At 61.6% G+C, this 13769-nt stretch carries 15 protein-coding genes; 6 read left to right on the top strand and 9 right to left on the bottom strand.

Annotated features, from left to right (window positions below; all coding sequences use genetic code 11):
• Positions 1-40 precede the first annotated feature (40 nt).
• Positions 41-1099 carry an LOG family protein gene (locus HZ994_18295; GenBank protein QTN34187.1) on the bottom strand — a complete coding sequence of 353 codons (1059 nt, stop codon included), beginning with the start codon at positions 1097-1099 and terminating at the stop codon, positions 41-43.
• A gap of 75 nt (positions 1100-1174) precedes the next feature.
• On the opposite strand from HZ994_18295, the gene HZ994_18290 reads away from it, so the two are divergent.
• Entirely contained in the window at positions 1175-1615 is a 441-nt protein-coding gene (locus tag HZ994_18290) for a nucleoside deaminase (protein QTN34186.1), read from the top strand.
• Positions 1616-1843: 228 nt separating this feature from the next.
• Here HZ994_18290 and HZ994_18285 read toward each other — a convergent pair whose 3' ends face one another.
• Both HZ994_18285 and dnaB read right to left on the bottom strand, forming a co-directional pair.
• Positions 1844-3274 carry a sulfatase gene (locus tag HZ994_18285; protein ID QTN34185.1) on the bottom strand — a complete coding sequence of 477 codons (1431 nt, stop codon included), beginning with the start codon at positions 3272-3274 and terminating at the stop codon, positions 1844-1846.
• Positions 3275-3324: 50 nt separating this feature from the next.
• Positions 3325-4767 carry a replicative DNA helicase gene (gene dnaB / locus HZ994_18280; GenBank protein ID QTN34184.1) on the bottom strand — a complete coding sequence of 481 codons (1443 nt, stop codon included), beginning with the start codon at positions 4765-4767 and terminating at the stop codon, positions 3325-3327.
• A 105-nt stretch (positions 4768-4872) separates the two neighbouring features.
• Between dnaB and HZ994_18275 the strand changes: the two genes are divergently transcribed.
• Positions 4873-5325 (top strand): D-tyrosyl-tRNA(Tyr) deacylase, encoded by a 453-nt coding sequence (locus HZ994_18275; protein ID QTN34183.1) that lies wholly within the window; start codon positions 4873-4875, stop codon positions 5323-5325.
• Positions 5326-5329: 4 nt separating this feature from the next.
• Here HZ994_18275 and nagZ read toward each other — a convergent pair whose 3' ends face one another.
• Positions 5330-6397, bottom strand: a complete 1068-nt coding sequence (gene nagZ, locus HZ994_18270) for a beta-N-acetylhexosaminidase (protein ID QTN34182.1) — start codon at positions 6395-6397, stop codon at positions 5330-5332.
• A 109-nt stretch (positions 6398-6506) separates the two neighbouring features.
• Here nagZ and purD point away from each other — a divergent pair, with 109 nt between their 5' ends.
• The 3 genes from purD to HZ994_18255 are packed head-to-tail and all read left to right on the top strand — an operon-like array spanning position 6507 to position 9884.
• Positions 6507-8309: a phosphoribosylamine--glycine ligase gene (gene purD, locus HZ994_18265; protein QTN34181.1), complete on the top strand. Its 1803-nt coding sequence runs from the start codon at positions 6507-6509 to the stop codon at positions 8307-8309.
• Positions 8306-8968: a hypothetical protein gene (locus HZ994_18260; protein QTN34180.1), complete on the top strand. Its 663-nt coding sequence runs from the start codon at positions 8306-8308 to the stop codon at positions 8966-8968. The genes purD and HZ994_18260 overlap by 4 nt, the downstream gene beginning before the upstream one ends.
• Complete coding sequence (locus tag HZ994_18255; GenBank protein ID QTN34179.1) at positions 8958-9884, top strand: aspartate carbamoyltransferase catalytic subunit; 927 nt, start codon at positions 8958-8960, stop codon at positions 9882-9884. Before HZ994_18260 ends, HZ994_18255 begins: the two co-directional genes overlap by 11 nt.
• Positions 9885-9900: 16 nt before the next feature.
• Here the strand turns inward: HZ994_18255 and ssb are convergent, their stop codons facing one another.
• The 4 genes from ssb to HZ994_18235 all read right to left on the bottom strand — a co-directional run bounded on the left by ssb (position 9901) and on the right by HZ994_18235 (position 12017).
• On the bottom strand, positions 9901-10353 hold the full coding sequence (gene ssb / locus HZ994_18250; GenBank protein ID QTN34178.1) for a single-stranded DNA-binding protein: 453 nt from the start codon (positions 10351-10353) through the stop codon (positions 9901-9903).
• A gap of 51 nt (positions 10354-10404) precedes the next feature.
• A complete protein-coding gene (rpsF, locus tag HZ994_18245; protein QTN34177.1) occupies positions 10405-10692 on the bottom strand; it encodes a 30S ribosomal protein S6 in 288 nt (95 codons plus the stop codon).
• Positions 10628-11281, bottom strand: a complete 654-nt coding sequence (locus HZ994_18240; protein QTN34176.1) for an aminoacyl-tRNA hydrolase — start codon at positions 11279-11281, stop codon at positions 10628-10630. Before HZ994_18240 ends, rpsF begins: the two co-directional genes overlap by 65 nt.
• Before the next feature lie 103 nt (positions 11282-11384).
• Complete coding sequence (locus HZ994_18235; GenBank protein QTN34175.1) at positions 11385-12017, bottom strand: 50S ribosomal protein L25; 633 nt, start codon at positions 12015-12017, stop codon at positions 11385-11387.
• Positions 12018-12185: 168 nt separating this feature from the next.
• Here HZ994_18235 and HZ994_18230 point away from each other — a divergent pair, with 168 nt between their 5' ends.
• Positions 12186-13307 carry a glycerate kinase gene (locus tag HZ994_18230; GenBank protein QTN34174.1) on the top strand — a complete coding sequence of 374 codons (1122 nt, stop codon included), beginning with the start codon at positions 12186-12188 and terminating at the stop codon, positions 13305-13307.
• 235 nt (positions 13308-13542) lie between these two features.
• Here HZ994_18230 and HZ994_18225 read toward each other — a convergent pair whose 3' ends face one another.
• Positions 13543-13752, bottom strand: a complete 210-nt coding sequence (locus HZ994_18225; protein ID QTN34173.1) for a hypothetical protein — start codon at positions 13750-13752, stop codon at positions 13543-13545.
• Positions 13753-13769 lie beyond the last annotated feature (17 nt).

Genomic DNA, 13769 nt, shown 5'->3' with positions numbered 1-13769 from the left:
ATTGGCCCGCTGACAAGCAAGGAAGCGGATCGCGGAAAAGTCATGCCTTTGCCATGAGTTCCCTGACCTTCGGGACGATCTCCGAAAGCTCGTCCACCACGACGAACTCCCCGTCGTAGCACCATTCGCCGAGGAGCTTGATGAGCGGCGTCCAGAAGCGCATCCCGTTCCTGTCGAGCCTGTCGAAGACGATCACCGGCTTGCCCTCCATGCCCTTGTTCCCCTGGTGCTTGAAGATCATCAGCGCCAGCATTTCCTGCACGGTGCCCGCCCCGCCGGGGAAAATGACGAACGCATCGGAGCGCTCGATCATGATTTCCATGCGGGTGTAGATGTCCGGCCTGAGCCAGAAGCTGGAAAGCCCCTCGGGAAGCCCCTCCAGCTCGATGATGTGCGGGACGTTTGAACCTCCCGCCCAACCGCCGGCATCCACCGAGCCGCGCACAACCTCCCCCATGATCCCCGAATTCCCCGCCCCGGAAACACAGCCGAAGCCACTCTCCGCAAGGCTTTTTCCGAGCTGGTAGCCATCGGCAAGGTAGTCCTCCTTCTCGATCGAGGCGGAGCAGAACACGCAGACATTCCCGATGTGCCCCTCGGGCAGCGGGGTCTCGAAGGACGGCCCTGCGGGCTCGCCCGTCCGCTCCCTCCCGGCATCGGGCAATCCGATCTGCCGGGCACGGTCGAGGAGTTCGATGACATCCTCGACATGATCCGCGGAGAGCAGGTAATCCCGCGGGTCCTGCTTCACCGTCCCCATCGCGTTGAGATGGGCGAGAAGCGCGTAGAGCGGCGTCCATGACTGGTCGGAGTTGAGCAGCACGGTCGGCTTGTTCTCCAGGTTCCTGTCCAATGTCTGGTAACCGACGAATATCGACACCGCCTTGAACAGGTCCTCAAGCGTCGCCCCGGGTGTGAACACGAAGGCATCCGCCTCGATGATCTTCCGCTCAATGTTGGAAAGCGAGATCCGCTGGTCGCCGTTGGAGTTGTAGATGTCCCAGCCCTTGCTGAAGAGCTGGTAGAGCAGTTTCGCCCTCGTTTCCCTGTTGCGGTCCCTCTCTCCCGTAACCGTTCCGGCTAATCTTACCTTTGGCATGTCTTCGTTTTCCTGAAATGTTTCCGCCCCGTCTTTGGCTGGACGTGAGGGCGGTTGGAAAGCACATTCTCGGCCATGGATGAATTTCTGCAAGCTGCGGTTGACGAGGCCAGGAAAGGCCTCCGCGAGGGGGGCATACCCATAGGCAGCGTGATCGTCCTGGATGGGGAAATCATCGGCCGCGGCCACAACCGGCGCATCCAGAAAGGCAGCACCATCCTCCACGGGGAAATGGATGCCCTGGAGAACGCAGGCCGCATTGCCCCGGCCACCTACCGCAGATGCACCCTCTACACCACGCTCTCCCCCTGCCCCATGTGCAGCGGGGCGATCCTCCTCTACAGGATCCCCCGGGTGGTGATTGGGGAAAACAGGACATTCCTCGGTGCGGAAGACCACCTCCGGGCAAACGGTGTCGAGATGACCGTCGCCAACGATCCGGCCTGCGTTGAAATGATGCAGGACTTCATAGCCGCCAACCCTTCCCTCTGGAACGAGGACATAGGCGAGATCTGACCGCATCCCCTGCCCTGAAAACGGGTAGGCCGCCGGGGAGTCCCTTCCCCGGCGGCCCGATAAGGTCGTCATACCATCACCCACACCCATGAGATCAGATAGACAACTGCTGTTACACCCTTACATGAAACCGACATTGTCGGTGTCCAAGGGGGATAGACCCTACGGAAACCGGAATGTTCAAAATTTCCGAAATTATTTCGGCGGCTTGCACCGGTCGCAGCCGCATCAGTTCTTGGCGGGCTTTTTCCCACGCTTTCCCTTCCCGGCGCCAGGATCGTAGTTCGGGTTCGGTGTCATCATCTGTGCGCCGGAGGCCTTGCGCCATGCGGCCAGCTTCCCTAACAGCTCCGCCGCCTTGGCGGGGTTTTCCTTTGAAAGATCCCTTTTCTCGGAAGGGTCTTCCTTCAGGTCGTAGAGCTCGGTGTTCCCGTTCTCGAAGAACTCGATCAGTTTCCAATCGCCATGCCGTATCGCGCCGTAGGGCTTGGTGCGGTGGTAATGCGGGTAGTGCCAGAAGAGGGTTTCGCGGGGCAAGGAGGCCTCGGGATCTTTCAGGAGATTGGCGATGCTGATGCCGTCCATGTGCTGATCCGGGCGCTGCTCCAGCCCGGCGAGATCGAGTATGGTCGGATAGAAGTCCATGCCGATCACAGGCACCCCGCAGGAAGATGCGGCGTCGATCTTGCCCGGCCATTTCACGATAAGCGGCTCCCTGACCGCACCTTCATGGGAGAAGCCCTTGTAATCCCGCAAACCGCCGCTCGTCCTCCTGTCATCGCCGCCGTTGTCCCCGGTCAGGATGATCACGGTGTCATCGGCGATGCCCATTTCCTCAAGTTTCGCGACGATGCGGCCAACGCTGTCATCGAGTCTCTCGACCATGCCCGCCCTCCTCGGGTCGAGCCACTCGTCCTTGGCGTTGTCGAAGGTCTCTGCCTTCTTCGTGTATTTTTCCACCAGTTCCGGCGGTGCCATCAGCGGCGCGTGCACGGTGTAGTAGGAAAAATAAAGCAGGAAGGGTTGGTCGCGTTTTGTGTTGCCGAGGAAATCGACGGCCGCATCGGTGAGCTTGTCTGTCAGGAAATCGCCTGGCTTGCCGTCATCCAGACCCGGCATGCCGAAGGGCGAGAAATATTTGCCCGGCCCCTTGGGCTGCCCCCATTCGCGGCCACCGACGTTGGTGTCGAAGCCGTGGTCGGTGGGGAAATGCTCCTCGAAATCAGGCTGGCCGTTGGGCATGAGGTGCCATTTGCCGAAAAATCCGGTGGCGTAGCCCGCCTCCTTGAGCGCCTCGGGGAGCAGCACCCGTTCATGGTCGATTTTCATTTTCCAATCCGGGATTTTGAGCTTCGCCTTGGGGTTGTTGTGACCCGCGATCCAATCCGTCAGGTGCAGGCGTGCCGGATAGCAGCCGCTGAGGATGGCGGCGCGGCTGGGCGAGCAGACGGTGCAGGCGGCGTAGGCGTTGGTGAAACGCATGCCGTCCTCGGCGAGCTTGTCGATGTGCGGGGTCTCGTTGAATTCCGCCCCGTAGCAGCCGAAGTCCCCCCACCCAAGGTCATCAACCAGCAGGAAAACGATGTTGGGCTTGTCCGCTGCCGCGGAGAGTGGGGCGCATGCCAGAAGGAACGGGAGGGCAAGGGTTTTCATTTTCATCGGTGACACTACAGGCAGCGGCACGGCGTTTCTTGCAAGCCGGAACCCGTTCACTCCGGCTCTTCCGCAGGCGGGCCGGTCTCGAAGCGCATGAGTTCCTCCACGAAGGTGAGAGGGATGCCGCCGGTCTCGCCGTTGCGGTTTTTCGCGAGGACGAGCTCCGCCTTGCCTTCCAGGGCGGCGCGTTCCTCCTCGTTTTCGGCATAGTATTTGTTCCGGTAGAGGAGGCCGACGAGGTCGGCGTCCTGCTCGATGGAACCGGACTCGCGCAGGTCGGACATTCGCGGGACGCCGAGGCTTTTCCCCGTCCGCCCTTCCGGGCCGCGGTTGAGCTGGGCGAGGATGAGGATGGGGATGCTGAGCTCTTTCGCCAAAGCCTTGATGCCGCCGGAGATTTCCGCGATCTCGCGTTCACGTGAGTTCTCCGCCTGCTTGGTGCGGGATTTCATGAGCTGGAGGTAGTCGATGGCGATGAACTCGATGTTCTCATCGCGCTTCTTGCGGCGGGCTTTCGCGCGCAGCTCGTTGATGGAGATTCCTGCGGTGTCGTCGATGAAGAGCTTGGAATCGATGATCTGCTGCGATGCGTTGCGGATGCGCTCCAACTCCTGTTTCTTGGGGGAGTATCCACGGGTGAGCTGGGAGACGGCGAACTTCGCGCGCGCGAATAGCAGGCGCTGGACAAGCTGGGCGGAGCTCATCTCGCAGGAGAAGACCATGCACGGCTTGCCTTGGTCGAGGCAGATGTTTTCCACGATGTTCATCATGAACGAGGTCTTTCCCATCGAGGGGCGGGCGGCGACGACGAACATTTCCCCCGCCTTGAGGCCGCCGGATTTCCTGTCCAGCTCCTCGAAGCCGGTGCTGATCCCCGCCGAGACCTTCTCCTTGGAGATGAGCATCTGGAAATTCCGCATCACCTCCTCGACGGTCTGCTTGAGCGTCTGCCCCTGGCTGGTCTCCGCGCTCTCGCGGATGGCGAGAATGGATTGCTCAACGGAATCGAGGAGCTCCGGCACCTCGTCGGGCGCCTCATAGGCCATCGCCACCGCCTCGTTCGAGCTGCGGATGATGGAGCGAAGGATGAACTTGTCCTTCACATGCTGGAGGTGGTGGTGGAAATGCCCCGGGCTGGGCGCATAGGTGTACAGCTCCGTCAGGTAGCCCGGGCCGCCGCATTTCTCCAGCAAGCCCTTGTCGAGCAGCCGCTGCACCAGCGAGACGAGTTCCACCTCGTGCCCCGCCTCGAAGAGTTGGATGAGAAAGCCGAAGAGCGTCGAGTGGCCCGGCAGGTAGAAATGGGAGTGGGTGAGTTTTTCCTCCACCGCCCGGCCTATGTATTCCTGCGGATCCTGGAGCATGGTTGAGAGCAGGGACTTTTCCGGCCCGACGGCGTGCGGGAGGGCGCGGGTGACGTCGTCCATCGGCTGAGTGCCTTTGTCGGGGCCTGCGGAAAAGAGATTTGCGGGTGCTTTTTTCGGGGATTCGGCCATGGGTGGGGCGCATCCTGTCGGCTGGATGGCCGCTTCGCAATTTCTAAGCTTCCATGCAGCCCATTTCCTCTGGAAGAACTGTGAACAACCGCCATCCTGAGGGTCATGCGAGTTCTCCTACAACGTGTTTCCTCCGCCTCCGTCAGCATTAAGGGGGAACGGATTTCCTCCATCGGCCCCGGTTTTCTCGCATTGCTGGGGATCGCGGGCGGGGATGATGAAAGCGACGGCGGATGGCTGTGCGGGAAAATCGCGCGGATGAGGGTGTTTGCGGATGAGGATGGGAAAATGAACCGCTCCGTCCTCGATGTCGGAGGGGATATCCTGGTTGTCAGCCAGTTCACGCTCCATGCCTCCACAAAAAAGGGCAACCGCCCTTCATTCCTCGATGCCGCCGCCCCCGCGCATTCCGAGCCGCTCTACGAATCGTTCTGCGCGGCCTTGGAGGCGGAGATCGGCAAGCCTGTCGCCCGCGGCGTCTTCGGAGCCGACATGAAAGTCTCCCTGACCAACGACGGCCCGGTGACCATCTGGCTGGATAGCCGGGACAGGGAGTAGGCAGCTAGTATCTGGTGACCGCACTCCTCACGTCGCCCGCTCCCGGTTCGGGGACCGCAGCGACGACATCCGCGATCTTCGCACACATCGCGTCCCATTTCCCTTCGGAAAAATCCAGGGGGGCTGACATCATTTTCCGGAACTTCGCAAGCCTCGCCCGCGCATCGTCGCGGATATCGGGGGATAGCTCCCCGATGGCCTGCGCTGCGGTTTCCGCGGTTTCGGTTTTGTGGCAGATCATCGCGAGATCGTTGCCGGCCTTGATCGCGAGCTTCACATCCTCGCCGCGACCGTAGCGGGCGGCGATCGCGCCCATGTCGAGGTCGTCGGTCATCACGAGGTGCTTGTCGAAGCCGAGCTGGTCGCGCAGCCAGGCGGTCACAATCGTCCTCGAAAGGGAGGCCGGCAGCTCCGGATCAAGCTTCGGGAACATCACGTGTGCGAGCATGACCGCATCGAGTTCCGGCATCAGGGCGGTGTAGGGGATCACGTCCTCCGCCATCATTTCCTCTTTGGACGCATCGGAGAAAGGGAGATCCTCGTGGGGGTCGGATTGCGCCCTGCCGCAGGCGGGGAAATGTTTCCCGCAGCCAAGCATCCCGCGCTTGCGGGTCCAGCGGTTCCACATTCCGGCGCGGTTGATGACATCCTGACAATCCCGCCCCCAGCACCTCTGTCGCAGCGCGTTCTGCATCCCAGGGAAATGGTCGAGGTCCAGCACCGGCGCGAAGTTCAGGTTGAGCCCCAGCATGCGCAGCAGCTCGGCCGTGAGCTCCCCTGCCCTCGCGATCTGCTCGGTCTCCGGCTTCGCCGCAAAGGCCGCCGCCGAGGGCAGCGCAGGGGCAATGCCGGCCGTCCGGGTCACGCGCCCGCCCTCCTGGTCGATCGCGAGGATGGGCTCGTCCATGCAAAGCCCGCGCAGATCGTCCGTCAGCTTGCGGACCTGCTGTGGGCTTTCGATGTTTCTGGTAAAGAGGATGAATCCGGCAGGCTGGAGTTTCCTGAAAAGGGAGGCCTCCTCCGGGGAAAGCCCCGTCCCTTTCACACCAAGCAGCAGCAGCGAACCGTCCATTTCCGGAAGCAAAGGTCATACCCTCGCCCCAGGCAAGCCGGTAGCGTCCGGCGATTCACCCAATCTCCATCCTTGCCCATCCGCCGCTTTTCCCCGAAAACCTCTGGGGATGAAGATACTTGTTGTAGGAAAAGGCGGCCGCGAGCACGCCCTGATCCATACCCTATCCCTCTCCCCCGCCAAGCCGCAGATCTTTTCCTTCCCCGGCAGTGACGCGATTTTCGAAATCGCCCGGCCGACCGATGCCACCGACCTGCCCTCGCTCATCGCGTGGATGAAGGGCAACGGGATCGATCTCTGCATCGCCGGGGAGGAGTCCTACCTCGTCACCGGCGAGGGCTTGGCGAATCTCTGCGAGGCCAACGGAATCCCCTGCTGGGGGCCGCCCAAGGAATCCGCGCAACTGGAGGCCAGCAAGGAATTCGCCAAGGATTTCCTGGTGCGCAACGATATCCCCACGGCGCAAGCGAGCGCCTGCGATTCCCTGGAAAGCGCCATCGCCGCCATCGCAGGCACCTACCCGACGGTGCTGAAATTCGACGGCCTCGCGGCAGGCAAGGGGGTCGCCGTGTGCCCGGATGAGAAATCCGCGATGGATTTCCTCAACGAGGTGTTTGTGGAAAAACGCTTCGGAGAGGGGCGGCTGTTGGTCGAGGATTGCCTGACCGGCCCGGAGGTTTCCATCTTCGCGGCCATTTCCGACGATGATTACCTGATCCTCACCCCCGCCCGCGATTACAAGCGCCTCGGCAACGGCGACAAGGGGCCGAACACCGGAGGCATGGGCGCGGTGGCCTCGCGGAAACTCATTTCCGCAGAGATGTTCGCGGTCATCGACGAGTCCATCGTCGCGCCTACCGTGGCCGCGCTGCGGGCCGAGAAGCTGCCATACCGGGGCTTCCTCTACTTCGGCCTCATGCTCACCCCGGACGGGCCGAAGGTGATCGAATACAACTGCCGCTTCGGGGATCCGGAATGCCAGGCGGTGATGCCATTGCTGCAGGGCGATCTCGCCTCATTCTGCCTGGAGGGTGCCAAGGGCAATCTCCGCAAGGATCTGATTTCCTTTTCCGACAACTGGTCCGTCTGCGTGATCCTTGCTTCCCATGGATACCCGGAAAGCTCGCGCTCGGGCGATGTGATCTCGGGCATCCCTGATTGCGGCCAGGCGGTTTTCCACTCCGGGACGCGGCTCTCCGGCGGAAAATGGCAGACCAACGGAGGGCGCGTGCTCGCATGTGTGGCAAGTGCACCGGACAGGATCACGGCGGTCGAGGCGGCGCATGCGGCAGCGGAAAAAATCTCCTTCGACGGCCTGCAACGCCGCACGGACATCGGCATACTTCATTTTCCGGAAGCGAAATCACATAGCCCGGAAAGCATACGGCTCACGCTCTCCCCGGATGACATCGCCGCAGGCATCGGGAAGCTCGCGGAAGCCATACAGGCAGCCAATCCGGACAAACCTGTCGCCCTCGTTGGGATCCGCTCGCGCGGCGATGAAGTCGCGGAACGGCTGCTGACCCACCTTTCATCGGATGACAGGGAGCTCCAGTTCGGCGTCCTCGACATATCGCTCTATCGCGATGATTTCGAGCACCTCCACTCGAACCCGAAGCTTCAGGAAAGCGACATCCCCTTCCCCGTGGACGGAGCCCACATCATACTCGTGGATGACGTCCTTTTCACCGGGCGCACGATACGCGCCGCGCTCGATGCGCTTTCCGATTACGGGCGCCCGGCGAAGGTGGAGCTGGCAGTTCTCATCGACCGCGGGCACAGGGAGCTACCGATCTGTGCGGACTACGTGGGAATCGCCCTTGAAACGCAGCGACTGGAACACGTCCATGTCTCGCTCGAAGGCACCGACGGGGAGGATCTCATCCGCGTCGTAACACCCATGCGGCCATGATACCCGATAAGAAAAAGAGCCCGGAAGAGATTGCCGCGCTTCGCGAGGGCATGGGGGTGCCGCCCCCCCCCGCACAGCCGGAAAAAGCCCCAGCGGCGAAGCCAACCATGCCGCCCGCAAGTGATCCCGCAGCAGCCCCCCTCGGGGCCGAGGCGGCGATGGCGAAGCCAGTTGAAGCGGTCATCCAACTGGACATAGCGCCCATCCCCAGCCGGGTGGAGGCCGCTGCGGCGCATCGCCTCCGCAAGCACGATCTCCCTTTGGCACCCGCCCCACCGGTGCCTGCCATGAACAAGACCGCCCTTCCCGCCCACCGCCATGATCCCCGCGATATCGCCCAGATCCGCAAACGCGAGGCTCTGGCTCAGTTGCAGAATCCCGGCTCGGATCCGGCGTCACACCTCCGCAGGCAGACGGCCCATCCGCTGCTCTATGCACCCGGATATCTCCTTGCACTCGCGGCGGCGGCATGCGCCTACCAGCGCACGGCCCCCATCACACCCATCGTTCTGCTCGCCTTGTCCCTGGCGGTTTCCCTATACATCGCCATGCGCAAGCCGCGCTCACGGCACCATGCCGCGCTGATCTTCATGCTGGTTTTCCTAACCTCCGCCTTCGGACTCCTACACTACGCACCCCTTTTCCAAAATGGCCCGTAAAGACCTGCTCGACATCGCATCGCTTGAACGAGGGGAAATCGACCTCCTGCTGGATCAGGCCGCCCCTTTCAAGGAGCTCTTCACACGTTCCGTGAAAAAGGTTCCTGCGCTCAAAGGGAAATCGGTTCTCACGCTTTTCTACGAGCCATCCACCCGCACGCATTCGTCCTTCGAGGTCGCTGCAAAAAGGCTTTCGGCGGATGTGACGAATTTCGATGTCAGGCATTCCTCCATCACCAAGGGCGAATCGGTTCGCGAGACGGTGGAGACCTTGCAGGCGATGCGCACGGACTACATCATCGTCCGCCACTCCCGCTCCGGCCTGCCGGCAGCGATCGCGGCGCAGACCAAGGCATCAGTCATCAATGCCGGGGACGGCGCCCACGCCCACCCCACCCAGGCCTTGCTGGACGCTTTCACCATCAAGGAGAAATTCCCCGAACCCGCCGGGAAGAAAGTCCTCATCATCGGAGACATCCTGCACTCCCGCGTCGCGCGCTCCACTTCCTGCATCCTCAAAAAACTCGGGGTCGACGTCGCCTTCCTCGGCCCCGGCTCGCTGCTGCCGAGGAACGGCCCGGAGAACATCGTGCGTTTCACGGACCATGCGGAGGCGATGAGGTGGGAGCCTGACATCATCTATCTGCTCCGTGTCCAGATGGAGCGGCAGGACGCGCCGTTTTTCCCCTCCATACGCGAGTATCACAGGCTCTACGGCATCACCGACGCGCGCCTGGAGGAAATCCGCAAACGCGGCCTGTATCTCATGCACCCCGGCCCGGTGAACCGCGGTGTTGAGCTTTGCGATGCGGTGATGGATTACGAACGCTCGCTCATCAACGACCAGGTGGAAAACGGCATCGCCGCCCGCATGGCCGTGCTCTATTACCTGAAGCCGGCGAATTCGGAACGCTAGCCGCCCCCGAAAAGGATCAGAACGGGATGTCGTCCTCTTCCTCGTAATCGCCGGCGGGTGCCGGGGAACCGCCCTGGCGGTCGCCGCCGGAGCTTCCGCCCTCCTCGCTGTTGTATTGCCTGGTGGCTCCGCCCTTCCCGTCCGGAAGGAACTGGAGGATTTCCCCGACGACCTTGAGCTTGCTGCGCTTTTTGCCGGTTTCCTTGTCGTCCCAGGTATCCATCTGCAGGCGACCTTCAATGAAGACGCCACGGCCTTTGGTCAGGTATTTATGGGCGTTCTCAGCGGTGTTTCCCCAGACGGTGACATCCACGAAGATTGTCTCATCCCTCCAGCCACCGTTGCCGTCCTGGGTCCTGCGGTTCACGGCGATGCTCAGATCGGCCACGGCGGAGCCTTTCGGGGTGTGCCGCAATTCGGGATCGCGTGTCAGGTTGCCGATCAGCATCACTTTGTTGAGGTTGGCCATAGGAAAAGGTGAGGTGGGATATGGGGGATTCGGCGAGATGCCGGACGGGAGTTATGCCACGCGGTTGAACTGGTTCATGTAAACCGAATCGTTCAGGGCGAGCTTTGCCTTGATCTTGGTGATGCATTCCGGCCCGCCGGAGATCGTGTAGGTGACGTAATGCGCACCGTTGATCTTGCGAGGGGTGTAGGCGAAGTCCTTGCGGCCCATGTTCTCGATTTTCTCCACCTTCGCCCCTTCGGACTCGATGTCCTTGGAGATTGCGGTGACAAGGTCATCCATGCTGCCTTCCTGGCTCTTGGTGGTCAGGACTATCAGGCCTTCGTATTTGCGGCTCATCTTGGTTGTTCGGGGTTGGTTTGTTGCGTGGTGTGTTGAAACGGTTTGAAGCCAAGGCGACACCTTGGGAGCGCGAAAGCTGAACCGCTTCCAGGGCGGTGGCAAGCATGTTTTCAAGGCTTTCCCGCTCATCGGGTGCGAACTTCCCCAGCACGTGTCCGGTCATGCCAGCCCCGCCCTGGGCTGCGCCTATCCCCATTTTCAGGCGGGGGAAACCCTCGCCGCCGAGGTGCTCGATGAGCGATTTGATCCCGTTGTGCCCTCCCGCAGAGCCTTTTTCCCGGAAACGCAGGTGGCCGAGCGGCAGGGCTACGTCGTCATAGGCAACGAGCATGCGTTCCGGATCCCATTTGAAAAACGCCATCAGCTGCCGCACCGAACGGCCGCTCAGATTCATGAATGTCTGAGGCTTCATGAGGAGCGTGCCGTCGGCCAGCTTCGCGATGTGCGCCTGGAAACGCGGCTCGGATCTGAACTCCACGCCCTCCGCCGCAGCGATCCTGTCTAGCAGCATGAAGCCCACGTTGTGGCGTGTGCCTTCATACTGCCTGCCCGGATTCCCCAGGCCTATGACCAGCGATATCGGCATTTTGGTTTGCGGAGCATCCATTTGCAGGCGTATTCCTGGTAAACGAAAACGCCCGGGGAATCAATCCCCGGGCGTCCGTTGGAACGGATTGTATCGGGTTCGCTCAGGCATCCGGCTTGGCCGCCTTGGCAACAGCAGGGGCTGCTTCGGTGACTGCCGCCTGCTCGGAAACGAGGGCTGCCGGTTTTCCGATATGCGCCACAACGACATCCGCCGCGTGGGTGGCCTTGACACCGGCCGGAAAATCCAATTCACCGATGTGGAGTGAATCTCCCTCATCAAGTGAGGTCACATCTTTTTCCAGGAAATCCGGGAGATCCTTGGGAAGGCAGATGATCTCGATCGTGTGGGCGTATTGCTCGAGAATACCGCCGGCCTTGACACCCTTGGCCTCACCGATGAGATGCACGGGGATGTTGGCGGTGATTTCGGTCTTGTCATTGACCGCCAGGAAATCGACATGCAGCGCATGACCGGTCAGCGGATCGTGCTGGATGGTCTTGAGGAACACCGAGCGGGTGCCTTCGCCCTCGACATCAAGGTTGATCAGGATGCTGTCCGAGGAGCTGTGGGCGAGCAGCTCGGAAAAGGTCTTGGCGTCCACCTTGAGGTTCTCGCTTTCGACACCGCGCCCGTAAACCACGGAGGGGAGCCAGCCTTCGCGGCGCATTTGCTTGAGTTTCCCGGAGCCGCTGCGGAGGCGGGGAGCCGCTTTGAGTGTGGTTGCCTTGGACATTTCTAAAATCGGTTGGTGGTGGATCTTCGTTTCCGCAAGGGGCTTTTCCTCCTGCGGGGCGCGTTCTGTATACGGCAAATCGAGGCTTGTCAAAAACTTGTTCAAGCTTTCAAACAAATCTTCAGCGATGGCTCGACCTGCCGGGGCAAGCGGGCGAAGCTCGTCCCCGTGCATATCCTCATCGCGCCGGACAAGTTCAAGGGCTCCCTGACCGGGCGCGTGGCGGCGCAGGCGATACGCGACGGCTTTGCCAAGGTTTTCCCGGATGCCGCCTACATCCTTCTGCCCCTTGCCGACGGCGGAGAGGGCATCCTGGATGCTTTCCGGGATGCCTCCGATGACGTCAAACCCGCCGGAACCACGGTCTCCGATGCCCTCGGGCGCGATGTCGAGGCCTCATGGCTGCTCATGGCGGACGGCACCGCCATCATCGAGTCCTCCCAGGCGAACGGTCTCTGGCGGATCGCGGAAAACGAACGCGATGTCCAACGTTCATCCACCTTCGGGGTCGGACAGCTGCTCCTCGCAGCCGCCTCTGCCGGAGCATCACGCATCATCGTAGGCATAGGCGGCAGCGCCACCAACGACGCGGGAATCGGCCTGGCCTCCGCCCTCGGCTGCCGTTTCCTGGATGAAAGCGGGAACAACCTCGATGCCATCCCTCTCAACTTCCCGCGCATCACCTCCATCGACTCTTCCGGTCTCCGCAAACTCCCACCCATCCGCGTTGCCTGTGATGTTTCCAACCCACTCCTCGGCCCACGGGGCGCGACCCGAGTCTATGGCTCACAGAAAGGGCTGCCGCCGGAGGCCATGGAATCCGCCGAAGCAGGCCTCTCCCGGTTCGCGGAGATTTGCGGCGCACATTTCGGAACCCGCTTCCAGGAAACCCCTGGCGCAGGTGCCGCCGGAGGGCTCGGATACGGCCTCATGACCTTCTGCTCCGCCTCCCTCGAATCGGGTTTCGACTGCATCGCCGGAGCCCTCGGCGCAGAAAAACTCATCGCCCTCGCCGGTCTGGTCATCACCGCAGAGGGTTCGCTCGACTCCCAGACGCTCGAAGGCAAAACCCCGCATGGGGTTTCAAAACTCGCCCGGAAGCACGGTGTGCCAGTCTATGCCCTTGCGGGCCGCCTCGCGGACGAGGAACTACTGCACGGCCACTTCGATGGGATCGCCTCCATCATGAATTCCCCGATGACCTTGGAACAGGCCATCGAAAGCGCCCCGCAGCTCCTGGAACTGGCCGCAACCCGCCTCGCCCATACCCTGAGAAATTCCAAATCCTGAATGCGTTTCGGAGACAGGAAGCCACCCATGCATTCCTAGCAGAAACGCCGCATCGGCATCCTTCTTGCCGTCGCTCTTTTCGGAGCCAGCACTCTGGACTGAGGGCATCCGCCTCCCCTGCTACCTCATCCCCCTCGCCCACCTGACAACTCTCCTCTTGGTTTGGCTCCTTGTCATGAACCGCATCGCCCGCCTCGAAGAGCTTCCAGAACGCGGCGCCCGGGCAACCACCACCTCACTCGTCGTGCTGGAACCACAGCAGAACCAGCAAGCCGATCCCTATCCCCCACAGCAGCCAGCTGTTGAAGACGAAATACGGGTAGGCCATCAGAACCAATCCGATCGCCACTGGCTTCCAACGATCCAGAGTCCTGCCGTAGCGCCAGGAACCCCAGCCTATCGCTCCGAAAATGAAGCCCGCCAAAAGATTGTATGCGTTGAACATCAGCTTATGTGAAACAT

It is taken from the genome of Akkermansiaceae bacterium, from assembly GCA_017798145.1.
Classification (GTDB): domain Bacteria; phylum Verrucomicrobiota; class Verrucomicrobiia; order Verrucomicrobiales; family Akkermansiaceae; genus Luteolibacter.
Note: the sequence above shows the minus strand (reverse complement) of the source record. Positions and strands in the feature narration are given on the sequence as shown.